A 23,795-nucleotide genomic window follows, 5' to 3' on the forward strand; every position below is an offset into this window, starting at 1 on the left:
CAACTAAAATCCAGAGGGTAGGTCTCCACACAGGGGGGGGAAAACCCCTTTTCGGCCAAAGCACCCAATATAATCAATCCACAAGCCTCGGAAAAATACAAAAACCCTCAAATATCAAAAATCTGCGAAAGTCGGGCTAAAAATGCAAGATGCGCCATTTCATATGTCATCTTCGATCTTTGCACGAGTGTTTTGACTTTTTCGTTTTTACTTTTGCCTTTCTACCGCTCCCCCTTCAGCACGACGAGCTCAGGGACGATCTTGAGCAGCAGCTTCTTGCAGCACGCCCTGATATCCTCCACATTGGTGTAGCTGAGCACCTCTTCCGCGAGTGCTCTCGCCTGGGCGAGGTGTACCGAGCGTATCACTTTTTTTATCTCCGGAATGGAGACCATGCTCACGCTGAACTCGTCCAAGCCCATGCCCATGAGGATGAGGGCGAGGGATGGTTCTCCCGCCATCTCGCCGCACATCCCCACCCAGATGTTCTCATTGTGACCGGCGGCGATGATCTGTTTGATGAGCCTGAGAATCGCGGGGTGTCGGGGTTCGTAGAGGTACGCGATCTTTTCGTTCACGCGGTCTACCGCGAGCGAGTACTGGATAAGATCATTCGTGCCGATGCTGAAGAAATCCACGTGCTTGGCGAGGATATCGGCGGTGAGCGCCGCTGAGGGGATCTCGATCATCACCCCCACCTCTATCTCCCTGTCGAATTCCTTCCCGTGTTTCCTCAACTCGTTCTTGGCCTCCTCGAGAATCTCTTTGGCGCGGAGCACCTCCTCGAAGCCGGAGATCATGGGGAACATTACCTTGACGTTCCCCACGCTCGAGGCCCTCAAGATCGCCCTGAGCTGTGTCTTGAAGATGTCGGTTCTCTCCAGACAGAAACGGATCCCACGCCAGCCGAGGAACGGATTCATCTCCCGAGGGACCTGCGGGTCGGAGAGGAACTTGTCGCCGCCGATATCAAGGGTGCGGATAATCGCGGAGTGGGGGCGCACGTGCTCGGCGACCGTCTTGTACGCCCGGTACTGTTCCTCCTCGGTGGGGAGATCCTTGCGGTTCATGTAGAAAAACTCCGTCCGGTAGAGGCCGACCCCCTCCGCGCCGTGCTCGAGGGCGGGAGCGACGTCCTCTGGCAGCTCGATATTGGCGGCGAGGGCGACGCGGTATCCGTCGAGCGTTTCCGCGGGGAGGTTCTTGAGGCTGGTCAACCGCTCCTCGATGACCTGAATCCTGTTCTTTAGCTGAGTGTACTTCTGGAGCGTCTGCTTCGTAGGCGAGGTGATGACCATGCCGCCGGTCCCGTCGACGATGAGTGTCTCTCCGGATTTGATCTTCTGGGTGAGATCGCGAAGCCCGACGACCGCGGGTACTTTGAGCGAGCGGGCCATGATGGCGGTGTGCGAGGTCATCGCGCCGATGTCGGTGACGAAGCTGATCACCTTGTCCTTGTGCATGAGCGCCGTGTCGGAGGGAGAGAGGTCGTGGGCGACGATGATCACCTCTTCCTTGAGCCTGCTCACGTCCTCGCGCTTTTCGCCCATCAGGTTGTGGAGCACCCTGCGGGTGACGTCCCTGATATCGCTCGCGCGCTCCTTGAGGTAGTCGTCCTCGATCTGGGAAAAGATATCGGCATATTTCTTGCCGACCTGCTGGAATATATACTCGATGTTGTAGTGCTCGCGCTCTATCTTCTTGATCACGTCCTCGATCAGCGACCGGTCCTCGAGGACGAGGAGGTGCGCGTTGAAGATTTCAGCGTGCTCGGTCCCGAGTCGCTCGGATAGCTTGCTCTGGATATCGAGGATCTCTTTCCTGGTGCGGATCAGCGCGTCTTCGAATCGGGCGATCTCCGTGGGGACCTGCTCTGCGTCGATGTGCCGCTTGATGACCACAACCTCCTCGCTGTCGAAGATAAAGGCTTTTCCGATGGCAACGCCCGGCGAGACACCGATGCCGTGGTGGCTTTCTTGCGTGAGCCTGGGACGCCTTATTATTTTCGCGGGCATTTTAACCTTCTCCGAATTTTCCCTTCACCAGCGCCTCGAGGGCCCTCACCGCCTCTGCGGCGTCTGCTCCCCCGGCGGTGACGGTGATCTTCAATCCCTTGCCGGCCGCGAGCATCATGATCCCCATGATGCTCTTTCCATTGACCTTCTCGTTGCCCCTCTCGACGGTGATGTCAGATGAGAACTTGTTGGCCAGCTGCACGAACATGGCCGCGGGCCTGGCGTGGAGGCCAAGCCTGTTCGTGATCGTGAGATCCTTTTTCACTACTGTATCGGCCATTGGGCCCTTCTACCTCTCGGGGGCGATTTGGATCAGCTTGATAATGATATCTGCGAGCCGCTCAGGATCGTGTCTGACGTAATCACGTGCGCTGATGACATCTTCGACAATTACCCGGTACGGCTGATGGCGCATCTCTTTGAGGTCGACCGCGACGGGCTCAGCGTTCTCGCCCTGATACTTTTTGAGCAGCGAGGATGGCACTCTGCCGTTATTGCACACCACGTAATCGACGATGTCGGTGTCGGCGTGCCTGAGCAGCGCCTCAACGTGCTGCGACGCGGTGTACCCCTTTGTTTCTCCCGCTTGCGTCATCACATTGCAGACGTATATCTTCACTGCGGGGGAGGCGGCGAGTGCTGCGGACATCCCCTCGACGAGGAGGTTGGGGATAATGCTCGTATAGAGACTGCCGGGGCCCAGGACAATCGCGTCGCTCTCGCTGATCGCCTGGAGCGCCGTTTCCGTCGGACGGCTCCCGCTCGGCTCAAGGGCGACCTCCACCACCCCGCGCGCGCTCTTCGCAATCATTTCTTCCCCGCGGGTGACCGTGCCATCCGTGTGCCTGGCGACCAGGGACACGTTGCGCAACGTGCACGGCACCACCCGTCCGCTGATGGCGAGGACCTTGCTCGAAGCCTCCACCGCCTTTTCAAAGTCGCCGGTGACCTTCGTCATGGCCATGATAAAGAGGTTGCCAAAGCTGTGGCCGCCGAGCTCGCTGCAGTCATCAAACCGGTACTGGAAGAGCCGGCTCATGAGCGGCTCCGCGTCCGCGAGTGATACGAGGCAGTTGCGGATATCCCCCGGGGGGGGAAGGTTGAAGTCCCGCCGCAGCCGACCGGAGCTGCCGCCGTCATCCGCCACGGTGACAATCGCGGTCAGGTTGCTCGAGTACCTCTTGAGCCCCTGGAGGAGGACGGAGAGACCGGTTCCCCCCCCGATGGCCGTGATTCTCGGCCCCTTGCGCAACTGCGTCTTCTTGAACAGGATATCCACGAACTTGGTCTCTCCCCCCGGCAGGAATACATTCAGCAGGGAGCGGGAGAGTTTTGCGAGTGTGTAGAATTCGAGTCCCACACCGGCAACGAGCAGCGCCGCTCCGAGCGAACGGAACGCGATCGATTTTCCCGACACCAGAAGCACGTGAAAGCCGAGGCCGAAAACGAGCAGTCCCCCGCCGCACGCGAACCACCAGCGCTTGACACCCATCCCCGGATAAAACCATTTGAGTAATCGCATTGGTGATACGATTGAGGATTCAATTTGAACCTCGTAAGACTCAACCCTCAACCATCGACTTTTATTCCTTCTTCATCACTTCGATGAGGTCCCGGTCGAGAGCCTTGGCGGCGTGCCTGCCCATCTTCTTCAGGCGCTGATTGAGTGCGGCGGCCTCGAGGAGGAGGACAATGTCCCTCCCCGGCCTCACGGGAATGATGAGGTGGGGGAGGCTCTGCCCGAGGATCTCGATATTTTTGTCTTCCAGCCCCAGCCGCTCGTACTCCTTGCTGCTGTCCCATTCCTCAAGGGTGACCGCCAGTTCCACCTCCTGTGAATCCTTTATGCACGTGGCGCCGTAGAGATCCTGAACGTTGACAATGCCGAGGCCGCGAATCTCCACGTGGTGCTTGACGATATCCGCGCCGGTTCCTATGAGGTACTTTCCCCCCCGTAATTGTATCTTGACCACGTCGTCGGCGATGAGGCGGTGACCGCGCTTGATGAGCCCGAGGGCGCACTCACTCTTCCCCACGCCGCTCTTCCCGCAGATGAGGATGCCCACGCCGAACACCTCGAGCAGATCGGCACTCATGGAGGTTGAAGGTGAAAACTCATCCTCCAGGAAAATGGTCGCCTTGTTGATCAGCGACATGGTGACCATGGGGCTCCGGAAGAGAGGGACCCGCTCCCGCTCCGCCTCCTCAGGCAGCTCGGCGGGGGGCCGGTAGTTCCTCGCAATGATCACGCAGGGGACCCGTCGCTTGAGCAACTCGCGTATCCTCTTGCGGCGCAGCGTCACATCCATGCTGTGGAGATAGTTGATTTCAACCATTCCCAGCACCTGCGGCCTCCGGGATGCGAAGTAGTCAAAGTAGCCGGCGAGGGCGAGGCCGGGGCGGTTGAGCTCGGGCACCATGATGCGGCGCTTGAGCCCTTTCCCTCCTGCGACGAGCCTGAGTTTGAGCTTGTCCTTCGTGAGCTGATAAAACTCCTCAACCCTTATGCCTCGCATGAACCCTCCTTATCCGCGGGCGGGAGCTGCTCGGGGCGCCTGGAGCGACCTCTCTCGCCACCACCCCGGGTTGCTCAGCGATGCGGGAAATGCGTCCTCACGCTCGGTCTACTTCCCCGGCTCTATGAGCGCGTAGCTGCCGTTGACCTGTTGGTAGACGACGCTCGCGTTTTCCGCCGCGGTGTTCATGAAGAAGCGATACTTTTCTCCCGCAGCCACCATTGATGCGAGCGCCTCTTCCGGCGTTGCCCAGGCAACGTCGCAGGGCTCCTTCCTGAGGGGGCGCGGTTTCGCATCGGGCGTGAACGAGGCCTCGCTGAAGACCCGCAACTGGAATGTGGCCTGCTGATCCGGACCCTTGATCTTTTTGGGTATGAGATGGCCGATCTCGTGTTCGCCTATCCTGTAGAGCAGGTTTATCTCTTCAGTCTCCGCGTTGAGGAAGATGAAGAAGAGGTGGCGCTCAACCTTCATCTGTAAGAAGGCTTCCCCCGGGTACATCGGCTTCATGGGAAAACGCTGCGCGATGTAGGGCTCCTCCCATTCGGCGGTCTCCTCTCGTGGGGGCGCTCCATGGGCGCGCACCGGGGCCGGTTGGTGTTTCCGGAGGTGGCGTTCCTTGTAACGGAGGAGTTGTCGATCGAGCTTGGCCAGGGCACGGTCAATTGAGGCGTACATGTCAGGGGTCTCTTCCTGGCAGAAGAGATCGAGGTTCTTTCCCCTTGCGGAGAGCTCCACGCGGTGCCGGTACTTCTGCACGTCCATGATCACATGTATCTCATTGATATGGGGACGATCGTGCATGATACGGCCCAGCTTCTCTCGCGCGTAGTTCTTCATTGCTTCCGTGACATCCACGTGGCGCCCCGTGACGATCAATTGCATCTGATCCCTCCGTAAATCGTACGAGTGTGAATTGAGATGCGGTGTGGATTGCATGATCCGAATAACCGCATGATGAACTATCGCATTCTTTACACTTTCGACTTTTGGCTTTCAGCCGTGGTTGTCACATCTCGAAGCGTTCGCCCAGGTAGAATCGACGCGCCTCGGGGTCACTGATCAGGAACTCGGATGTCCCGTGGGTGAGGACCTTGCCCTCGTAGATCAGGTACGAGCGGTCTGTTATGGTCAATGTCTCCCTCACGCTGTGGTCGGTGAGGAGGATGCCGAGTCCCTTCGACTTGAGATTCGCGATGATCTGCTGGACGTCAAATACCGCGATCGGATCCACGCCAGAGAACGGTTCATCCAGGAGCATGAACGATGGGGACGTCACAAGCGCGCGGCTGATTTCGAGCCTCCTCCGCTCGCCGCCCGAGAGGGTATATGCCTTCTGCTTAGCAAGGTGGGCGATCCCCAGCTCGTTGAGCAGCTCATCAAGTCTGGTTTTCCGCTGGGCGCGAGAGAGCGGCAGCGTCTCAAGGATCGCCAGTATATTCTGCTCCACGGTAAGCTTCCTGAAGATTGACGATTCCTGAGAGAGATAGCTCATGCCCATGCGGGCCCTCTGGCAGGTGGGCAGGCCGGTGATATCCTTCTCCTGAAAAAAGACCGTTCCCGAATTGGGCCTGACGAGGCCGACGATCATATAGAACGTGGTCGTCTTCCCCGCGCCATTGGGCCCCAGCAGGCCGACAATTTCTCCGCGGTTGACCGTGATATCGACGCCGTTGACCACCGCCCGGCCGCCGTAGATCTTCACGAGACTGTCTGTCCGCGTGAGTGCCTTTCCGTTATTCTCGTGCATTGTTGTTCCTTCCATAATGGTTGTCCCCGCATACTCGATGCCGTTCACCGCACTTCGCCAAGTTCTCGTGCATTCTTATCGGAGTAGAATATGAGGCGGGCCGTGGGTTCAAAGATGGTCTTCTCATTGTCCTTGAAAATAGTGATTTTATCCGCCGTGTATGTGTTCCGCCCCTGCGTGATGGACGGCGACCCCGTCAGTATTATTCTCCCATCAGACGCGGTATAGACCGCCTTGCGGCTCTGGGAGCGCTTGTCGTGGGCGTCAATGACCACCTTCTTGCCCGTGGAGATGACTTCTTTGATCTCCCGCGTGTTGTGGTCAAAATGGACGACCATGGTATCGGCCCACATATTGCCGCTGCTGTCCTTGACGTGGACATGATCTCTGAATTCAGCCGTATTCTTTTTGTGGTCGACATCTGCGCGGTCAGAGGTTACCACGGTGGGCTGCGGTTTATCCGCTGGCCTGACCGGTGCCCGCACAGTCGGGCGGCCATCAGCGCTGCCCTGGGCAGCCGTCGCTCCTGTCTCTCCAGGTGAGCACACGAGCAGCAGCACCGCGGCAATAATCGCGCTCATCTCATGAGCCCCTTCCCGCCGGGCTGGGTATAGATCACTTTGACGTCCTTCTTCAGCGACGCCTTCCCCGACGCCTGGTCCCATTCCAGTCCCGTCCCCGTGGTGATTGAGTTCTCGGTGACGATGGTGACGAACTCATCCGTTGTTACCAGCTTCCTCTCTTTGTTGAGAAGGGCCTTGGCGCTGGTGGCCACGACGTTCGTCCCATCCTCCTGGTAGTAGATCGCGCGGGCGTTTTTGATTTCAATGTTCGTCGGGGTCAGGAATGTCGCCACGCTCCCCTCAATCTTCCACTCAATCCTGCCGTTTTTGTTCGTCGAGCTGAAGACGAAGCCCCCCTGCAGTTCTGATCCCGGGCTCCCGGAGTGAGGGGGGGCGTTTTCGGCAGGCACCGATGTCCGGAACGCGAAGAGGATTCCTGATATGAGCAGCCTAATCCCTATACGCATTCACTGCATCCTTCCACCTGCCCTGAGCCTTGAGGACAAGCTCAATGACCTCCCTCAGCGCCCCCTCGCCGCCACCCCTCTTCGTGACGAGAGAGGCCACCCGCCGAACCTCCTCAGCGGCGCGCGGTACGGCGACGGCGAGCCCTGCCTTCTCGAGGAGGGGGAGATCAGGGAGGTCGTCTCCGATAGCGCATATCTGGTGCGGGCGGAGTTTAAACTCCCGCTGCAGTATACCAAATATCCTGCCCTTGGCGGAAAGGCCCTGCCAGAGGCGGTTGACGCCCATTTCACGGCTCCTCCTGAGCAGCGCCTGCGAGGCGCGGGCCGAGACGAGCAGAACCTTGAGGCCGGACCGCCGCGCCAGCGCGACCGCGAGCCCGTCATGAACATGAAACCGCTTAAACTCGGATCTATGAGATCCGTACACAATGCCGCCGTCGGTCAGGACGCCGTCCACGTCGGCGACGATTGCCCTGATCAGGCGCGCCCTTCTAATAATGTCAGCCTTTTTCATATCGCGAAGAGAATTTTGTTGCGCCCCGTGCGGCTGCAGTGGATCAGCAGCCCCTCTCAACCGATCCCGATCAGATCCACGACATCGAGCATGCCGACCGGCATGCCCCTCGGGTTCACCACGGGCAGCTCATCGATCTTGCGCTTTTTCGGGTTCTCGCCCCTCATGACGCGGAGTGCCTCGACGGCGAGTCTGTCGGGGCTTATGGTGATCGGGCTGTGGATCATGAATTCCCTGATCAGGCGCATTGATACGTCCGTCTGTGTCTCGATCGCGCGGCGGAGATCTCCATCGGTGAAGATGCCCACCAGCTTCCCCGCGCGGTCAACGACTGCGGCGGCTCCTGCGCGGGCATTGGTGATCGCGAGGAGCACCTCCTTTATCCGCATATCCTCCCTGACGATCGGATTGGCCTTGCCGGTACGCATTACGTCCTTCACCTTGAGGAGCGCGCGGCCCAACTCCCCCCCCGGATGGTAGAGTGCGAACTCCTCCGGTTTGAGTTTCTTCTTCTGGATCAGGGCGACGGCGAGGGCGTCTCCCATCGCGAGCATCGCGGTGGTGCTCGCCGTGGGCGCCAGCCCGAGGGGGCAGGCCTCGCGCTCAACAGCGACGTTGAGGATGATATCGCTGTGCGCGGCGAGTGTGGACCGCGGATTGCCCGTCATACAGATCATAAATGCCCCGATCTTTTTCACCACGGGTATGAGCCTGAGCATCTCTTCGGTTTCGCCGCTGGATGAGAGGGACAACACCACGTCGCTCCTGGTGACCATTCCCAGATCTCCATGAACCGCCTCGGCCGGGTGGAGGGAGAGTGAGGGGACGCCGATGCTCGCGAGCGTTGCCTGTATCTTGCGGCCAATGATACCCGGCTTGCCCATCCCGCACACGATCACCCGGCCCGCGCATTCGTAGATCGCCTCAACGGCCCGGTCAAAGTCCCTGTTCAGCTTCTTGCCGAGGGCGCGTATCGCCGCCGCCTCGATTTTGAAAACATCCTTCGCAATCCTACGGTGTGACGATGTGCTCATAGTCATCCTGCTTCACGGTTTCACCACGGAGGGCACGGAGAAGAGGAAAGACATTGAGCAACCACTAGAAAATAATTACTACAGCATAGTGGCTGGCCCTTCAATGTCTTCGGTGGTTCAAAATCTCCGTGTGCTCCGTGCCTCCGTGGTAGATGGTTATGAATCGGCGCGTTTCACGACCCGGTCGATTTCAACACACTCCCTGAGCAGCGCCGCAAGCTCTCCCAGCGCGATCTGGTTGGGGCCGTCGCAGCGCGCGCTGTCCGGCCGGGGGTGGACCTCGAGGAAGAGACCGTCGCAGCCGGCGGCAACCGCGGCCCTGGACAGAGCGGGCACGAACTCCCTCTGGCCGCCGGTGCTCGTACCGAGGCCACCGGGGAGCTGGACGCTGTGGGTCGCGTCGAAGACCACCGGGTATCCGTAGCTGCGCATGATGGGGAGCGCGCGCATATCGCTCACGAGATTATTGTAGCCGAAGCAGCTCCCCCTTTCAGTGAGCAGGAGGCCCGTTCCGCCGAACGCCTCGAACTTTCCTATGATGTTGGCGACATCCCATGGAGCGATGAATTGACCCTTTTTCACGTTCACCACGCGGCCGGAGCGGCACACCGCCTCGAGCAGATCCGTCTGTCTGCAGAGGAACGCGGGGACCTGGAGGACATCGGCAACCGCCGCGGCCGGCATGACCTGATCCACCGCGTGCACATCGATCAGCAGGGGGAGGCGTAGATCAGCATTGACCCTGCGCAGTATCTCGATTCCCCGCTCCAGCCCGGGGCCTCGATAGGCATCGCGCGAGCTCCGGTTGGCCTTGTCGTATGAGTTCTTGAATATGAGGGGAATCCCGGCTGATTCGCAGATCTCCTTCAAGCCCTGTCCCACTTCCCGCAGGAGCGCTTCGCTCTCGATCACGCAGGGTCCTGCGATCAGCGCGAGTGGAAGGTCCCCGCCGATTTTTACCCCTTTGATGGCGATTACACGTGGTTTCATTTCATCTCCAGCAATTTTCTCACCCGCTCCAGGTCTTCCGGGGTGTCGACGCCGATCGAATCATACGGTGTCTCCAGGACGCGGATGCTCACCCCGTGCTCAAGTATCCGGAGCTGCTCGAGCTTTTCCCGGAGCTCGAGCTCGGTCTGGGGCCAGCGCGTGAAGCGAAGGAGGAACTCTTTGCGGTACGCATAGAGCCCGATGTGCTTCAGGGAACATCCATTCCCGCGTGCGTCATCGCGCGTGTAGGGGATGCGCGCCCGGGAGAAGTAGAGGGCGTTGCCCTGGAGATCTCTCACCACCTTGACGATGTTTGGGTCATCGGCATCATGCGCTCCGGTCAGAGGCGTGGCCACCGTCGCCACGTTGAGCAGCGGTTCTCCGACGAGAGCGCTCACCACGGCGTCGATCGTCTCCCCCCGGATCATGGGCTCATCCCCCTGGATGTTCACGACGATATCGCAGTCGATGCCGGCCGCGGCCTCAGCGATCCGGTCGCTCCCCGAACGATGCTCGGGAGACGTCAGGACTGCTTTCCCCCCGAACCGGGTCACCGCGTCAACTATCCGTTGATCATCGGTCGCCACGACGACGCGATCGATACACCGAGCCTTCATCGCTGATTCACAAACGAGCTGAACCAGCGGCTTCCCGCCGATTGCCTCGAGGGCCTTTCCCGGGAGCCGGGAAGAGCCGTAACGCGCGGGGATTATACCGACCGCAGAAAGCATGCGTTTCCCCATTCAAGTTTAACCGCGGATCATGCGGATGAATAATTGTAACAATGAAATAACCCGCCACATCAGCGTAATCCGCGGTTGTTATTTTTCTTTTTCTTCGGCCTGCCCAGAATCCATGAGACCGCCCCGGAAAGGTCCCTGGCGACGTGGTCGGGCTGCGGTGATACCGGGAGCTCCCTCAGGGTTTCCTCCCCCGCACCGGTAAGGACGAGGATGGTGCGGCAGCCCGCGTTTTTACCCGTCTCTATGTCGGAGACGCGGTCCCCGATAAAGAATGATTCCCGTAGCTCAATGCCATAACTGCGCGAGGCCTCGAGCACCATCTTGGGCGAAGGCTTGCGACAGGAACACTGCTCAGCGGGGTGATGGGGGCAGTAGTATATGCCATCCAGCACGATTCCCTCCCCGCGCAGCGCGGCCGCCATCTTGTCATGGATTTTCTTGAGGTCTTCGTCCCTGAAAAAGCCTCTCGCGATCCCCGATTGATTGCTGACGACAAATATGAGGTATCCCGCTTCGCGCAGGCGCTTGAGCGCGTTGATCACGCCGGGGAGAAAGTGAAACTTCTCAGGATCCCCGAGATACCCCGGATCAACATTGATCGTCCCATCCCTGTCCAGGAAAATCGCCTTCCGCTTCAAGAATGCATTGCCTCGAGAATTTCGCTCCCGCTGGCGGTCGCCGTTCCCACTTTTCCCACGACCACGCCGGCGGCATAGTTTGCCACTACGGCTGCTTCCTTCATGGCGGCTCCGGCGGCCAGCGCCGCGGTGAAGGCGCTGATCACCGTATCGCCGGCGCCTGAGACGTCGTATACCTCGCGCGCTGTTGTGGGAATTGAAGCGGGCCTCCGGCCCTTCTGGAACAGACACATCCCGTATTCACCGAGCGTGATGAGAACCCCCTTGCATGCCAGGCGAGTGAGGAGGGAGTGTCCTATCTGATCGAGTTCGGCGCGGTCACCGGATTCAACTCCCGAGAGCCAGAGAGCCTCAGCGCGATTGGGGGTGATGACGGTGATCCCGCGGTAGTCGAGCCGGTGCCCCATCTTGGGGTCTACCGAGACCAATGTGCCGTGCTTTTTGGCAAGCGGTACCAGTTCGCTCACGAGCCGCTGCGTCACCAGCCCCTTCCCGTAGTCTTCGATGATGATCGCGTCAACCGTGCGCACGATGGATTTAACGTAGGCGACGAGCTGTGAAGTCTCACGGTCTCCGACCTCGACTCTATTCTCCTTGTCAACGCGGACCATCTGTTGGCTGTGGGCGATGATTCTCGTTTTCAGCGTGGTGGTCCGTTCGGGATTGACCATGATCCCCCCGAGGTCGATCCTCTCGTGGGTGAGCTTATCCCGCAGAATGCGTCCGATGAGGTCGTCTCCGACGATTCCGCATACGTACGTCTTGGCTCCCAGCGCGCAGAGGTTATTCACCACGTTTGCGGAGCCCCCGGGCATGTCTGACTCAGAGGTCACCTCAACAATCGGCACCGGTGCTTCAGGAGAAATCCGTGAAACGGAACCCCAGATGAACCGGTCGAGCATGAGATCCCCCACCACGAGGATGCTGAGCTGATCAAACTGTTTAAAGAGGCGATCGAGTTTTTGCCGGGGTATCGTGTGTGCGCTCATAGTCTCTCGATAATTGCACGGCTGAGGAGCGGTATCATGATCTCATGGTGGCCGATTATGTAGTATCCCCTGCCGCCGGCGGCGACGGGGCGCCGCACTACGTTCTGCATGGCGCGATATTGAACCATCATGTCGAACGTCGCGGTAGTGAAATTCGCGACCCGTATGCCGGAGTTTCGGACGACGGTCAGCGCCTTGAGAAAAACCTCAGGGAGGATGACGGCCGAGCCGATGTTGAGCATCACGCCGCCGCCTCCGAGATTGGCGACCACATCGGTAAACAACCTGAAATCGTTCATGGTCGTCTGACCGAGGATTCTGCCATCCGCCTGCGGGTGTTGATGAATGGTATCCGTCCCGATCGCAATGTGCACGGTTGCCGGCAGGCGCAGGCGCACGGCCTGGGCGAGAAGGCTCGCATCCCGATGGGGCAGCCTCTTTTTAAGGATGTAGAGCCCGATTGCCCATCCGGCGCCAAGCCCGCTGGCATCCCCTGCCGCCAGGGCATCGTTCATCATGGCCCCGGTCTCTTCCGCCATGCCAAACGTGCCCTTATTGAGCCCTTCCTGGACGTCCTCGGACGTTTTTCCGGCCAGGGCAATCTCGAAATCGTGAATGCTCGTGGCCCCGTTCATGGCCAGCGCCGTGATGATGCCGCGACGCATGAGGTCAATGATAACCCTGTTAAGGCCGCACTTCACCACATGCCCACCGACGGCTGCGATCACCGGTTTTGATCGCCGGTGAGCCCGCACAATTGCGTCCACGAATTCTCGCAACTCGCTGGCTGCCAGTATGTTGGGAAGCGAGTCAAGGAAGGCTTGAAATGTTTCGCCCTTGCGGCATGCCCTGCCGAACATCGCGAGGGAAACCTTGCTCTTCCTGCGGGCTATGGGGATAGTTTTTACACGGCGCGCCAGGGGAATCCACCTCTTTTTTGCCATATAGCTGTATCCCTTCCCTTCACCCAGGAACAGACAGGGAGCCCTAATGGACTAGATGCCACATCCTAGCAGTAATCGGGCGTAAAGTCAATGCCGGGCGGCGCGGAGTCTCCCTAGTTGTGCTGCTGCACCTTCAATGTCTTACCACAGAGGACACGGAGAAAAGGAAGAGCACACAGAGAAAATAAGGCAATGGTTTTACAAAGAGCAAAAGAGGGAAATAGGAATAAGAAGAACACACACTCTTATTCTCTTTTACTCTTTGTGAGAACACCGAGCTTTTTAGTCTCCGTGACCTCCGTGCCTCCGTGGTGAAACTGTTAGTGATGTTTTCTCTCGCACGACAATAGCGGACGCAACGGCGAGATCGCGGATGTGGGAAAGGGAGAGGCGAAGGGAACAGGGTGCCGGCCGGTTCGCGCAGCGTTCCCGCACCTGGTTCAGGTTGATAGACGGTTTCCCCCACTCATCCCGTCTCACTTCGAGCGCCAGCCACGGGAGCGGATCGAGGCCCGCCTGCCGGAGCGCGCTGCGGACGGCGACCTTGGCGGCGATGCGGCAGGCGAGGCGCTGGTGGCGAGCCCCCCCGGCCCCGCAGTAGCTCAATTCCGCCGGCGTGAAGAGCCGCTTCAGGAAACGGCTACCGAAGCGTTCCTCAGCGGTTCTGACCCTCTCGATCTCGATCATGCATATGCCGGGATAATATGTCATTGTTCCGTCAGGTGCCGGCACCCGCTCTCCCCGCCACGTCCTCCGGGCGCGTCCGCCAGCGCCGGTGCATCCATACCCACTGTTCCGGGCGCGCCCTGATATAGCGCTCGATGCAGCGGGACCACTGTTGCGTATTATAGACCAGATCGCTCTTTCTGTCTCCCGTCGCGCGGAGGACGATCGGTTCCTCGACGAGTATCCTGTGCCTACGCCCCTCCCTGACAATCCGGGCGGGGACGAGTGGCGCGCCGCTCGTCATGGCGATGAGGACGGGAGCGGTTGGCGTGTAGGCCGGGATACCGAAGAATTCCACGAACACGCCATCGAGCTTCCGCACGTCCTGGTCTGCGAGGATCCCTATGATTTCGTTGTTCCTGAGCGTCCTCAAGACCGCCTTGGGTGACTCATCTCTGTAGAAGACGCGGAACCCCTTGGATCGCCTGAGCCCGAGGAGCAACCGCTCGTACTTCTCGTAGTAGGCGCGGCGCGCGACGACGCCGCCGCTGTAGCCGGACATGATGATATAGCTGGGGAAGAGTTCCCAGTTCCCGATGTGGCCGGTGATGATGAGGACTCCCTTCCCCTTCCGCAGCTCCCGGTCGATAATTTCCTTGCCCTCCATAGTGACGAGCTGGCGGAACTGCGCATCGTCGAGTCGCGGGTACAGGGCCAGCTCGGACAGGTTTCTTCCCAGGTTGACGAACACCGCCCTCGCGATACGGGCCCGCTCCGCGGCGCTCTTTTCCTGCCGATATGCGAGCGCAAGATTGGCGAGCGTCCTGCGGCGCTCTCTCCCGAGGAGATAGTACGCGCACCACCCGCCGAATGTCCCGATTGCGAAGATCACGCGTGCGGGGATGACACGCGCGACGGCGAGCAGGGCAACCGCGCAGTAGTACAGGAACTCCTTTCGAAACTTGTGTTTCACCTTCTCGGCCATGGCGGTATGAGCTATCGAGCGACCAGGCGTCACTGCGGTGATGCCTGGTGACCCATCACGGGCTGCCCCCTGCTGTTGCGATGGTTTCTTCTACTGCTTCACAGACTGTTTCCGCGCGGATGGCGCTCATGCAGTGCGGGCCCCTGTCGCAGTCCCTCTGGTAGCAGGGACGGCAGTCCACGGGCGCGCAGATCACCCGGTGATGCGCGCCATAGGGGCCCGTGCGACGGTGGTTGGTGGGGCCGAACAGTGCTACGACGGGGATGCCGAGTGCAGCCGCGAGGTGCATCGGGCCGCTATCGGTGGTCACCAGCACGTCAAGCCTCTTGAGGAGCGCTGCCATCTTAAGGGGATCCGCGATCCTGTCAACCGCGAGCGCCCGCCCTTTCATCAACCGCGCGACTGCGTCACCCCCTCCCGAGGTCCCGCCGATGATCACGACCTCAGTCCCCGCGGATGACAGGAGATCCCCTACGCGGGCGCAGCGCTCATACGGCCATCGCTTTGTCTTCCATCTGGCTGAGGGAGAAAGTCCCACGATAGGTGCGCGGCGCCGCGGACGTCTCGCCTGCAGGACCTGTGCGGCCCAGGCTTCCTCCTCCTCGCCGGTGCCGAGGGGAAAGGTCACTTCGCGTCTTCGGCCGGCGAGGGCCTCGGCGACGAGCAGGTACCGGTCCACCGAGTGCATCTCCTCATCAGGAACACCAACCCTGGATGTGTAGAAAAGCTGGGCGCACTCACGGGCGTTTGCGAAACCCGCACGGGTCGGCGCGCCGGTCATGGCAGTGAGCACACCACTCCTGAAAAGGCCCTGCAGGTCCAGGACCGTGTCGAAGCGCGCGCCGTACAGCTGGCGGCACAGGCGGGCAAAGGATGTGATGGCCTCGGGGAGATTCCTCTGGGCCCTCCACAAATGGCGCTGGAAGAGAAACAGGCGATCAATGCAGGGATTGTGCTCCAGGAGCCGCCGGTACTGGGTGTTGACCAGCCAGGAGATCCGCGCGCCCGGCCACGCACTCCTCAGGTGGGCTGCCACCGGGAGGGCCTGGACGATATCACCGAATGAGCTCGGTTTTATGATGAGGATGTTTTTCATCTAGTCCTCTGTGCCCTCGGCGTGCAGCGTTGAGCTGCGGGAGAATCTCCGCTTCCTCTTCACGAGATTTCTTCTCGTCTGTCGCGCGATCGCTTTCCACATCGGCCTCAGCTCCCGGCGCCGGCGTGTCCCCAGATAGGTTTTGAGAAAGCTCAGTCGATCCCGGATGCTGACGTATGACAGATTGAGGAGCGACATATTGACCTGTACCATATTGCGCAGGACATTCCTCCGGGAGAGCCTGAGCTTGGTGCGCACGAAGTCCAGATCCGTGAGGTACAACGTGGGCCTCCCCACGCGGTTTTTTCCCACGAGGATATTCGTCGCCTTCATATCGCCGTGGTAGACGCCCAGGAGGTGGATTCTCCTGAAGAAGAGGGCCAGGGCTCGGATGAGCTCTTTCCGAGCCTGGCTCGCGGCGTGGCAGGAATGTGCCAGTTTCGCGAGCGCTGCCACCAGGTTCTCCACGGATAGGATCTTATCGGTGATGAGGTAGGCGTCCCCGAGCAGGTGCATGGCGCGCCTTTCCTCCATGGCGGCGATCGCATTCACCGCGTTCACGTTCCGTATCCGGAGGGCGTAGGCGCCCTTCCACGAACGGATGGCCTGCGAGCGGCGCCAGAGATACTTGAACGCCTGCCATCCGCGCTTCCTCTTGTAGTGTTTGATGAAGAGCCTCCTCTGCGCCGCCTGGACGGTAACCTCCTTTTCCCACATAGACTTGCTCCGCGACTCCTTGACAAGGGACGCCCCCGCCCGCGCCATATCACGGGCGAGGAGGAGTTCGGCTATTTCGCCCTTCCACTCCTCCCGCCGGGCGAATCCTTTGAGGTGCGCGAATCTGAGACGCATGAAGTACTTATTGCTATTCCGGCAGCGCTTTTCCCTGTGTCGCCAGAGCTTCCACCGCATTGCCCTGGTCCGGGTGTCTATGAGCGTGAGGAGGGCCCTCTTCTCATTTTTCCAGGGCTCATCCTCGCCGAAGTAAGAGTTGAAGAAGAGAAGCCGTTCGCCGATGCTGAGGGAGATGCTCGCGAACATATTGAACTGGGCGAGGCTCTTGATCCGATGCTTGAGCGCGAGCGATGGCCTCGCGCTCGCGCGGTGGAGGTCGAGGAGGTAAATACACTTCTCCCCCGAGGGGAGCGTCTCCACAAGAAAATTCCCCGGATGGAGGTCCTGGTGGTAGATGCCGTAGTCGTGCATCCGCCTGAGGAGCGTGGCGAGGAGGGCGATCAGCTCCCTCCGCGTCCGCGCATCGGCCCGGAGCGTCCCATCGTCGGAGAAGAGCGCCTCTTCAAGGGTGACGCAATTGAAGAGGCGCACGGTCAAGAGGTAGCTCTCCATGAGTATGCCGGACCTGCGGCGCTCGCCATAGGCGACTGGTACCACCGTTGGCAATCCTCGCTCTGCGGCGGCGGTGGTAATCCGCCATTCCCTGCGAGCCTTCGACCCGCACACATTGGCCTTGATCCAGTCCCCCAGCCTTCCGCGGCGGTAGATCTTGATGATGAGGGGGAGTTCCTTCTTTCCTGCCGGGATCGAGGCAGAGAAAATGATCCGCATGGGTGATCTCTTTATGAGCTCCCCCGTGCGTTCCCGGAGGAGTTGCCTCGGATCCGGCGTGCGCGGGGCGAGGAAGATCGGCGCGTACGCGGCAGACACCTGCCAGCATATTCCGTTGCTGTCCCTTACCGTAACGACGTTACTGTGCGTCATAGCGTCAATTGAGATTCTGTTGGGGTTTTGGATTTGGGATTTGGGATTCGGCAGCACCGGTTCCCATCGCATAGAGCATGGCGAGAAACAGGATGACAGTGAAGTTGATGTGCATGAATGAACCCCCGGTGAACCTCCCCGTCCAGCTGCAGTCTACAAGTGAAAAGACGAGAAACGCAGCGAGGGCGGCCGCGAGCCCCTGTACCAGCGCGTGCCGGACAGGATCGCGGTCGTCCCTCATGCGAGCGCGAATGGCGCGGCACAGGGCGAGCACGCCCCATGCGCATGCGCACAGTCCTCCCACTCCGGACTCCGCCCCCACCTGCAAAAAGAGATTGTGCGCGTGGTCCCGGTAGGTCAATTTCTCCCGTGGGGCGCGCGCCACATTTCTTGTATCCGCAGCATCCTCAAACCGGAAGCAGGCTGTTCGAAACTCACCCGGCCCTACGCCGAGGAGGGGGCGCGCGCGGATCATGCGCAGCGCATCTTTCCAGACCACCAGCCGCTTTTCCACGTTGCGGTCGCGCATCTGCCCTATGGAGAGGAAGCGGTTGAGCGCCCTCCGGTGCGGGAGGAACTGGAGCGCGAGGATGGCGGCAACCAGCAGCGCAACCAGCCTCCAGGAACGAAACAGGGAGAACAGGAGGGCCGCGCCGACCATTGCGATCCAGGCGCCGCGCGAGTAGCTGTACACCACGCAGAGAAAAATCACAAAGAGGCCGGGAACGAATGCCGCGGCGCGCCATCCGCGGCGATGCCCCCTCGCATCGCACGCCGCCTTCGGTCGCGCGATCAAGGCGGTGCTCAGGGATAGCGCCAGCACCATAAAAAGGCCAAGGGCATTCTTGCCGTCCCAGAATGGATACCCCCGGTCAATCATCTTCCACATCCCCTGCCGGTAGTGGTAGGCGATATTGACCGAGGCGACCACCACCGCAACGGAGAAGAGCGCGAGGATCACCCTGCGGCTGTCCACCGCCGTCCGCAGGAGATAGAGGCTTGCGTAGAAGAAGGTTGCATAGAGGATGATTTCAAGAATCGCGTCCACTCTCTCCGCGGGAGTTCCAAAAGGCGAGAGGAGCGCAGAGACACAGTTCGCAGCGAGGAACAGCAGGATCGGGTACCCGAGCGTACCGCTGGTAAGGTAGCGGCGCGGATGAAGGAGGAATGCCAGGAGCCAGAGGGAGCAGAGGAGGAACACGATATTCTGGGCGCTGGTGAGGCTCACCTGACCGAACGGCGTGGCGAACTTCAACCATGAGGGCCTCAGGAATATGAGCGCCAGCGCGGGATAGAACACGCACAGTGATAACCGGTCTATGGCCAGAAGGAGTCGGTCTTTCATCGTCATGGGATCATCATTCCCAGACACTCACCAGGAACTTGATGAGGTCACGCTTGATAAATGAGCAATACGCCCGGAGCCGCGCTTCCTTCTCCGCCATCTTGTTGCCGCGGTGCGGCCTCAGCCTGTAGAGGGATATCCTGAGCGCCGCGCGGCCCGCGTCAAAACAGATCCCGAAGGCGAAGAGGGGTCTGAATACAAGTTCAAACAAGGAGCTCCTGAACATTCCCTCGTGTGTGCGAAAGTAGCGCAGCATGCTCTGGAGCCCCGGCAGAATGATCTGCTCCCTGTTCTGTCGCCGGCTGCGGCCCCCGTAGTGCGTGATGTGCGCCCCGGGGAAGAGGTAGATCCGGTAGCCCGCGTCCCTGATCCGCCGGCAGAGGTCGACCTCTTCGAAGAACATGAAGTAGCGTTCGTCGAGGAGCCCGACCTCCGCGAGCACGCTCTGCCGGAGGAAGAGCGCCGCGCCCGAGGGTTGATCGACCTCCATCGCGGCATCGAAACGCACGCCGCGCATTTTCACAAAATCGCACCTCCTCCTGAACAGTCCCATGCGACCGAGGATGGTCTTGGCGCCGAGTGCGAACGCGAACGTCGGGAACCGCCTCACCGCGTGCTGCACGCTCCCATCCTCGTTGAGCAGCAAGCAGCCGCACGCCGCCGCCTCGGGATGGTGGTCCATAAAGCCGGCCACCCCTTCGAGCGCCAGGGGGTGCACCCTCGTGTCGGGGTTGAGGAGGAGCGAGTACCGCCCGCTTGAGATTCTCAGCGCCTGGTTATTGGCTGCGGCGAACCCCCTGTTCTCGCCGTTTGGGATCAGGTGGACCCAGGGGAACTTTTCCCTGACGAGATCCGCAGAGCCGTCCCGGGAGGCGTTATCCACCACAAACGTCTCGAATGAGAGCGATCCGGCGCCCGCCGCGAGCGAGGAGAGGCACTCGCCAAGGTAATCTTTTGAGTTCCAGCTCACTATGACAATGGAGATATCGATCATTGCACGTCAGTGTGTCCGCTGAGGCTGCGGAGAATCTGGAGGAGGCGAGGCGCGTGCGTCGCCATGGAATAGCGCGACACGACGAGCGCCCTCGCCTTCTCCGCGATACGCTGCCTGAGCGCGGCATCGCTCAGCAGGCATTCGATCTTCCGGCACCACTCTTCATCAGATGCCGCGAGGAAACCGGTCTCGCCATCGGCGATGATCGTGGTCACCGCACCCACGGATGAGCAGACCGCCGGCACCCCGCACGCCATGTAGAGAAGGGCCTTGAGGGCGCATTTCCCGTAGGCCCACTCGTTGTCGGGGAGCGGCATGAGACCTATGTCGAATGTCCGGAGATCGCGGAGCTCCGTCGCGCTGTCCCAGGCGAAAAACTCAGCGCGCAGCGCGCGGCACGCGTCGATCGCGATCCCCTCCCGCGTATCGCTCAGGATACGCAGGGTGAAGGGGTAGCGCTGCGCGAGGCGGTCGAGCGCCGGCAGGACGGTGGAGAGGTAGCGGTTCGTGCTGGCGCTGCCGCTCCAGCCGATCACCAGCGGCTCATGCCGTTCGCGCGGGCCAGGGGTATAGAGCTCCGTATCGACAACCGTACGGAAACAGATGGCGCGGGCGGTGTAGTTGGCCGCCCAGCCGCAGAGGAAATCATTTCCCGCGAGCACCACGTCGCTCATCCGCACCATCGCGCGGAAACGCCTCCTCCTTGCCACGGAGACGCGGGGGCGCGAACCGCGGTCCTTGAACATGATCGCGTCATCCACATCGTAGATGAGGCCGCGGGCGTTGGCGCGGAGGATGAGGCGGTCGCACCAGCGGAGCATTTTCTTCTGGAGGAACACGATGTCATAGCGCCTCAGTCCGAGGAACAGGCGCCAGCGCCGCAAGAGCTCCGCGGGGAGGGTGAAGCGCTCGCAGCCGATCCCGTGTGCCCTGAGGTAAGGCAGAAACTGTTGCACGCGAAAACGGAAGCTCGGTCTTTCAAACCGCGTGGTAAGAAATGCAATTTTCATTTATTCGGCATTCCCTGAGTGACGCAGCGTTCGCGCACAGTTTCACCACCTGCCCGCCGGCCGGCGTGCGCCCCTTCAAACACCGAGTTGCTGCAACGCTCATTGAGTGCCCTCCTGACAGCGTAAAGGGCCATGTGAGAAGTCCGGTGGCTAGCGTTCCTTCAGCGCGACGAGCAGGATTGATTTTGCGAAATCGACGGAGAAATACTTATGGAGGGGAGCGGCAATCCAGATCCTGAACAATCGGCGGAAAAATGCATCATTGTATATTCTGAATATGCGCGTCACCTTGAAGCCGAGAGAGATGAGAATGCCGCCGATCTCATCGTAGCGATAGGTGACCTTGTGGGAGTATTCCCAGTACCGGTTGGGGTGGAACGCGTTGGGAGTGGTCAGAATCAGCTTTCCCCCCGGGAGCAGCATCTTGTGGATTTCGCTCAGGAGATGTATGCCGTCTTCAAAGGTGAGGTGCTCGATGACCTCGAAGATGAAGACGACGTTGAACCTTTCCTTGATTTCGTCAAGAGAGTAATAATCCTGCGTTGTCTCACGGTCTATGTCCATGCTTTTATAGGATATCGAGCGGCCGCACAGATCGACGAGAGCGTGCCTCAGCTCTCGCGTGGAAGAGCCTATGTCCAGGATCTTGTCGCCATCCTTCACCTCTTCCAGAATCACCTCCAGGTGCTTCTTGCGCACCTGCAGGTCCCAGAAATCCGGGAAGTTTCTCTGAATCTCCCGCCTGGTTTTATAGAGCGTGCTCCAGCTCGTCTTGAGTGTTTCCAGCGTGTTCTTCATAGTGGGGATACCTCACGCGCGCTCCTGGGGAGGGAATGAACGAGCTCCTCCCCGCTCTTTCTTGAGATCGTGTCTCCTGATCATTTCCGTTTTGCGAGCGATCCTCCTCAGGAACGCTTTTCCTCCCGCATCCAGCTTCATGGTATCGAGGTAGCGGTGGAGGAAACGCATCCGGTCAGCGCGGCTCACCGCGGATGACGGTGAAGAATAGTTCAGCGCCGCGAGGTCTTTCACGACCCATCGATTCGCGCCGCGGGCTTTCTGCTGAACCCTCTGAAGGTCAATCAGGGCTGGCCGGAAGCCCCCCCCTGAGGATTGAAGGAAGACGTGGCTCAGATAGAGGTCCCTGTGATTCAGTCCGGCCCGGTGCATCCTGCGCACACCGTCAGCCAGCGCCGCTATTATACCTCTCTTTTCCCTGAATTTCCCGCACAAAAATCTCACGTAGTCCTCGAGACGCCTGCCCCCGATTTCAACGGTCACAATGAAGGAGGGGCCTCGCCAGGGGAACCATCTCCTCTCTCCGAATGCCGGAGCGGTCATTGTCTCAACCCCCGCGGCGCGCAATTTTACAATCGCCTCCCGCTCGTGCGCCGCTGCGGAGGAGGGCCACCTCCCGCTCAGCAGTTCATTCAGTGCCTCGCGGAGGGAGCCGCGGGTGTGCCGCTTCAGGTAGAGCCTCTCCGGATGCTCGCCGCCGAGGGTAACGCGCTCGATTGTCCGGATTCCCTTATCCCGCACAAGCTCACCGCCGGCAAAATCCATGAATGCGGTGAACGAGTCGAGGCCGAGGGCCTTGAGCCTGTCACGATAGCGGTCATCAACAACGAGTTTTCCCCGCCGGTCAAAGAGGATGGCCATGCCGTTCCTCCTGAATTGCTCGGTACACCGCGAGCGTTCCCTCCGCATTGCGCTCAATCGTGAAACCGAGCGATTTTTCCCTCGCGGCGGCGGCGATGGGGGCCCGGGTTCCCTCGTCAGAGAGCGTGGCAATGCGATGGGCGAGCGCGCGCGCGTCACCAGGGTCGGCGAGGATGAATCCATCAGTGCCTTCATGTATGATCTCTGCGGCTCCGTTGTCGCGAGTGGTGATGACGGGGAGGCCGCAGGCCATCGCCTCCAGGCACACGTTTGCGAACGGGTCATATCGAGTGGGGAGGGCCAGGAAATCGGAGGCGCCGTAATAGGGCCTCACGTCAGCGACTCGTCCCAGGAACCTGATTCGCGCGGCGAGGCCCTGGCGGTGGGCCAGGGCGATGTGCCGGGCTGTCCGCCCGCCGCCCGCGACCAGCAGTGATGGTCTTCCATCGCGGACGAGCGCGAGGGCGCGGATGACGGTATCCAGTCCCTTGCGCTTAAGGTTATTTGAAACAAAAATCGCCACCGGCCTGTCGAGCGGAAGGCCGAGGCGGTTCAGGACGCCGACGCGGTGTTCATCTCTGAGCCGGGGATGAAAGTAGCCGTGGTCGACGCCGTTGTAGACGACGGTCACGCGTTCCGCGGGATACCGGTAGAGGTCAAGGAGCTGTCGGCGGCAGAGCTCTGAGTTTGCGATGATGTGCCGGCAGTGCGCCGGATCGAAGATGGCGCGTTCCAAACGAAGCACGAGCCAGTTGAAGGGCCGCAGGTATGAAACCCGGCGCCCCAGGGCTCGATCCGCCTTGAGTCGCATCCATACCTTGTGCACGCCGCTCCCCATGCGGTAGACGTCGAGGGGATAGAAACGCGTCATGCCGCTCACGACGTCGAACCGTTCTCGCGCGAGCATCTCTCTGGCCTTCCGAAGAAAGGAGAGCGTTTTGAGCGACGGGCCCCACCCGGATACGGCGACCCTGTGGAATGCGATCCGGGGGCTGAGCCCCGCCTCGCAGCGCGTTGCGAAAACGTGTATCTCGTGGCCGCGCGTGAGAAGTGCGCCGACGAGGCGCGAGAGATACCGCTCCTGGCCGCCCCGCGAGGGCGAGTAATCCCAGATGAGAAAGGCTATTCTCATAAATCCCAAATCCCAAATCCCAAATC

At 60.4% G+C, this 23,795-nt stretch carries 25 protein-coding genes; all 25 read right to left on the reverse strand.

Features of this window, described 5'->3' with window-relative positions; translation table 11 throughout:
• Positions 1-221: 221 nt before the first annotated feature.
• Positions 222-2,015 (reverse strand): phosphoenolpyruvate--protein phosphotransferase, encoded by a 1,794-nt coding sequence (ptsP, locus tag NTX71_00340; GenBank protein ID MCX6338352.1) that lies wholly within the window; start codon positions 2,013-2,015, stop codon positions 222-224.
• A 1-nt stretch (position 2,016) separates the two neighbouring features.
• A complete protein-coding gene (locus NTX71_00345) occupies positions 2,017-2,295 on the reverse strand; it encodes an HPr family phosphocarrier protein (protein MCX6338353.1) in 279 nt (92 codons plus the stop codon).
• Positions 2,296-2,304: 9 nt separating this feature from the next.
• Positions 2,305-3,537: a YvcK family protein gene (locus NTX71_00350; protein MCX6338354.1), complete on the reverse strand. Its 1,233-nt coding sequence runs from the start codon at positions 3,535-3,537 to the stop codon at positions 2,305-2,307.
• A 61-nt stretch (positions 3,538-3,598) separates the two neighbouring features.
• Positions 3,599-4,531 carry an HPr(Ser) kinase/phosphatase gene (hprK, locus tag NTX71_00355; GenBank protein ID MCX6338355.1) on the reverse strand — a complete coding sequence of 311 codons (933 nt, stop codon included), beginning with the start codon at positions 4,529-4,531 and terminating at the stop codon, positions 3,599-3,601.
• A 108-nt stretch (positions 4,532-4,639) separates the two neighbouring features.
• Positions 4,640-5,416 carry a ribosome-associated translation inhibitor RaiA gene (raiA, locus tag NTX71_00360; GenBank protein ID MCX6338356.1) on the reverse strand — a complete coding sequence of 259 codons (777 nt, stop codon included), beginning with the start codon at positions 5,414-5,416 and terminating at the stop codon, positions 4,640-4,642.
• A gap of 124 nt (positions 5,417-5,540) precedes the next feature.
• Positions 5,541-6,281 carry an LPS export ABC transporter ATP-binding protein gene (gene lptB, locus NTX71_00365; GenBank protein MCX6338357.1) on the reverse strand — a complete coding sequence of 247 codons (741 nt, stop codon included), beginning with the start codon at positions 6,279-6,281 and terminating at the stop codon, positions 5,541-5,543.
• A 44-nt stretch (positions 6,282-6,325) separates the two neighbouring features.
• Positions 6,326-6,862, reverse strand: a complete 537-nt coding sequence (locus tag NTX71_00370) for a hypothetical protein (GenBank protein ID MCX6338358.1) — start codon at positions 6,860-6,862, stop codon at positions 6,326-6,328.
• Positions 6,859-7,311: an LPS export ABC transporter periplasmic protein LptC gene (gene lptC / locus NTX71_00375; protein ID MCX6338359.1), complete on the reverse strand. Its 453-nt coding sequence runs from the start codon at positions 7,309-7,311 to the stop codon at positions 6,859-6,861. Before lptC ends, NTX71_00370 begins: the two co-directional genes overlap by 4 nt.
• Complete coding sequence (locus NTX71_00380; GenBank protein MCX6338360.1) at positions 7,295-7,825, reverse strand: HAD hydrolase family protein; 531 nt, start codon at positions 7,823-7,825, stop codon at positions 7,295-7,297. Before NTX71_00380 ends, lptC begins: the two co-directional genes overlap by 17 nt.
• Positions 7,826-7,881: 56 nt before the next feature.
• On the reverse strand, positions 7,882-8,859 hold the full coding sequence (locus tag NTX71_00385; GenBank protein ID MCX6338361.1) for a KpsF/GutQ family sugar-phosphate isomerase: 978 nt from the start codon (positions 8,857-8,859) through the stop codon (positions 7,882-7,884).
• A 156-nt stretch (positions 8,860-9,015) separates the two neighbouring features.
• Entirely contained in the window at positions 9,016-9,849 is an 834-nt protein-coding gene (gene kdsA, locus NTX71_00390; protein MCX6338362.1) for a 3-deoxy-8-phosphooctulonate synthase, read from the reverse strand.
• On the reverse strand, positions 9,846-10,580 hold the full coding sequence (gene kdsB, locus NTX71_00395) for a 3-deoxy-manno-octulosonate cytidylyltransferase (GenBank protein MCX6338363.1): 735 nt from the start codon (positions 10,578-10,580) through the stop codon (positions 9,846-9,848). The genes kdsA and kdsB overlap by 4 nt, the downstream gene beginning before the upstream one ends.
• A gap of 71 nt (positions 10,581-10,651) precedes the next feature.
• Entirely contained in the window at positions 10,652-11,230 is a 579-nt protein-coding gene (gene gmhB / locus NTX71_00400; GenBank protein MCX6338364.1) for a D-glycero-beta-D-manno-heptose 1,7-bisphosphate 7-phosphatase, read from the reverse strand.
• Positions 11,227-12,219 (reverse strand): D-glycero-beta-D-manno-heptose-7-phosphate kinase, encoded by a 993-nt coding sequence (gene rfaE1, locus NTX71_00405; GenBank protein ID MCX6338365.1) that lies wholly within the window; start codon positions 12,217-12,219, stop codon positions 11,227-11,229. Before rfaE1 ends, gmhB begins: the two co-directional genes overlap by 4 nt.
• On the reverse strand, positions 12,216-13,163 hold the full coding sequence (locus NTX71_00410; protein ID MCX6338366.1) for a hypothetical protein: 948 nt from the start codon (positions 13,161-13,163) through the stop codon (positions 12,216-12,218). Before NTX71_00410 ends, rfaE1 begins: the two co-directional genes overlap by 4 nt.
• A 282-nt stretch (positions 13,164-13,445) precedes the next feature.
• Positions 13,446-13,895: a holo-ACP synthase gene (locus NTX71_00415; GenBank protein MCX6338367.1), complete on the reverse strand. Its 450-nt coding sequence runs from the start codon at positions 13,893-13,895 to the stop codon at positions 13,446-13,448.
• Positions 13,882-14,814 (reverse strand): lysophospholipid acyltransferase family protein, encoded by a 933-nt coding sequence (locus tag NTX71_00420; GenBank protein ID MCX6338368.1) that lies wholly within the window; start codon positions 14,812-14,814, stop codon positions 13,882-13,884. The genes NTX71_00415 and NTX71_00420 overlap by 14 nt, the downstream gene beginning before the upstream one ends.
• 55 nt (positions 14,815-14,869) lie before the next feature.
• Positions 14,870-15,910, reverse strand: coding sequence for a glycosyltransferase family 9 protein (locus NTX71_00425; protein MCX6338369.1), 1,041 nt, complete (start codon positions 15,908-15,910; stop codon positions 14,870-14,872).
• Complete coding sequence (locus NTX71_00430; protein MCX6338370.1) at positions 15,911-17,629, reverse strand: phosphotransferase; 1,719 nt, start codon at positions 17,627-17,629, stop codon at positions 15,911-15,913.
• Positions 17,630-17,633: 4 nt separating this feature from the next.
• A complete protein-coding gene (locus tag NTX71_00435; GenBank protein ID MCX6338371.1) occupies positions 17,634-18,980 on the reverse strand; it encodes an O-antigen ligase family protein in 1,347 nt (448 codons plus the stop codon).
• Positions 18,981-18,987: 7 nt separating this feature from the next.
• Complete coding sequence (locus tag NTX71_00440; GenBank protein MCX6338372.1) at positions 18,988-19,968, reverse strand: glycosyltransferase family 2 protein; 981 nt, start codon at positions 19,966-19,968, stop codon at positions 18,988-18,990.
• Complete coding sequence (locus NTX71_00445; protein ID MCX6338373.1) at positions 19,965-20,978, reverse strand: glycosyltransferase family 4 protein; 1,014 nt, start codon at positions 20,976-20,978, stop codon at positions 19,965-19,967. The genes NTX71_00440 and NTX71_00445 overlap by 4 nt, the downstream gene beginning before the upstream one ends.
• A gap of 150 nt (positions 20,979-21,128) precedes the next feature.
• A complete protein-coding gene (locus NTX71_00450) occupies positions 21,129-21,776 on the reverse strand; it encodes a methyltransferase domain-containing protein (GenBank protein MCX6338374.1) in 648 nt (215 codons plus the stop codon).
• Positions 21,777-21,788: 12 nt separating this feature from the next.
• Positions 21,789-22,637: a hypothetical protein gene (locus NTX71_00455; protein ID MCX6338375.1), complete on the reverse strand. Its 849-nt coding sequence runs from the start codon at positions 22,635-22,637 to the stop codon at positions 21,789-21,791.
• On the reverse strand, positions 22,621-23,769 hold the full coding sequence (locus NTX71_00460; protein ID MCX6338376.1) for a glycosyltransferase family 4 protein: 1,149 nt from the start codon (positions 23,767-23,769) through the stop codon (positions 22,621-22,623). Before NTX71_00460 ends, NTX71_00455 begins: the two co-directional genes overlap by 17 nt.
• Positions 23,770-23,795: the final 26 nt, after the last annotated feature.

The sequence above is a fragment of the Candidatus Auribacterota bacterium genome, assembly GCA_026392035.1.
In the GTDB taxonomy this organism is placed as follows: Bacteria; Auribacterota; Tritonobacteria; order UBA1439; family UBA1439; genus JAPLCX01.

What these genes read in the sequence shown, in the direction of transcription:
- NTX71_00380 (MCX6338360.1), bottom strand. Translation starts at nt 7,825, where the DNA reads ATGAAAAAGGCTGACATTATTAGAAGGGCGCGCCTGATCAGGGCAATC.
- NTX71_00450 (MCX6338374.1), bottom strand. Translation starts at nt 21,776, where the DNA reads ATGAAGAACACGCTGGAAACACTCAAGACGAGCTGGAGCACGCTCTAT.
- NTX71_00350 (MCX6338354.1), bottom strand. Translation starts at nt 3,537, where the DNA reads ATGCGATTACTCAAATGGTTTTATCCGGGGATGGGTGTCAAGCGCTGG.
- hprK (MCX6338355.1), bottom strand. Translation starts at nt 4,531, where the DNA reads ATGCGAGGCATAAGGGTTGAGGAGTTTTATCAGCTCACGAAGGACAAG.
- NTX71_00440 (MCX6338372.1), bottom strand. Translation starts at nt 19,968, where the DNA reads ATGATCGATATCTCCATTGTCATAGTGAGCTGGAACTCAAAAGATTAC.
- NTX71_00445 (MCX6338373.1), bottom strand. Translation starts at nt 20,978, where the DNA reads ATGAAAATTGCATTTCTTACCACGCGGTTTGAAAGACCGAGCTTCCGT.
- NTX71_00435 (MCX6338371.1), bottom strand. Translation starts at nt 18,980, where the DNA reads ATGACGATGAAAGACCGACTCCTTCTGGCCATAGACCGGTTATCACTG.
- NTX71_00410 (MCX6338366.1), bottom strand. Translation starts at nt 13,163, where the DNA reads ATGGCAAAAAAGAGGTGGATTCCCCTGGCGCGCCGTGTAAAAACTATC.
- NTX71_00420 (MCX6338368.1), bottom strand. Translation starts at nt 14,814, where the DNA reads ATGGCCGAGAAGGTGAAACACAAGTTTCGAAAGGAGTTCCTGTACTAC.
- NTX71_00370 (MCX6338358.1), bottom strand. Translation starts at nt 6,862, where the DNA reads ATGAGCGCGATTATTGCCGCGGTGCTGCTGCTCGTGTGCTCACCTGGA.
- kdsA (MCX6338362.1), bottom strand. Translation starts at nt 9,849, where the DNA reads ATGAAACCACGTGTAATCGCCATCAAAGGGGTAAAAATCGGCGGGGAC.
- NTX71_00460 (MCX6338376.1), bottom strand. Translation starts at nt 23,769, where the DNA reads ATGAGAATAGCCTTTCTCATCTGGGATTACTCGCCCTCGCGGGGCGGC.
- lptB (MCX6338357.1), bottom strand. Translation starts at nt 6,281, where the DNA reads ATGCACGAGAATAACGGAAAGGCACTCACGCGGACAGACAGTCTCGTG.
- kdsB (MCX6338363.1), bottom strand. Translation starts at nt 10,580, where the DNA reads ATGCTTTCTGCGGTCGGTATAATCCCCGCGCGTTACGGCTCTTCCCGG.
- NTX71_00425 (MCX6338369.1), bottom strand. Translation starts at nt 15,910, where the DNA reads ATGAAAAACATCCTCATCATAAAACCGAGCTCATTCGGTGATATCGTC.
- ptsP (MCX6338352.1), bottom strand. Translation starts at nt 2,015, where the DNA reads ATGCCCGCGAAAATAATAAGGCGTCCCAGGCTCACGCAAGAAAGCCAC.
- NTX71_00385 (MCX6338361.1), bottom strand. Translation starts at nt 8,859, where the DNA reads ATGAGCACATCGTCACACCGTAGGATTGCGAAGGATGTTTTCAAAATC.
- NTX71_00345 (MCX6338353.1), bottom strand. Translation starts at nt 2,295, where the DNA reads ATGGCCGATACAGTAGTGAAAAAGGATCTCACGATCACGAACAGGCTT.
- rfaE1 (MCX6338365.1), bottom strand. Translation starts at nt 12,219, where the DNA reads ATGAGCGCACACACGATACCCCGGCAAAAACTCGATCGCCTCTTTAAA.
- raiA (MCX6338356.1), bottom strand. Translation starts at nt 5,416, where the DNA reads ATGCAATTGATCGTCACGGGGCGCCACGTGGATGTCACGGAAGCAATG.
- NTX71_00455 (MCX6338375.1), bottom strand. Translation starts at nt 22,637, where the DNA reads ATGGCCATCCTCTTTGACCGGCGGGGAAAACTCGTTGTTGATGACCGC.
- lptC (MCX6338359.1), bottom strand. Translation starts at nt 7,311, where the DNA reads ATGCGTATAGGGATTAGGCTGCTCATATCAGGAATCCTCTTCGCGTTC.
- NTX71_00430 (MCX6338370.1), bottom strand. Translation starts at nt 17,629, where the DNA reads ATGACGCACAGTAACGTCGTTACGGTAAGGGACAGCAACGGAATATGC.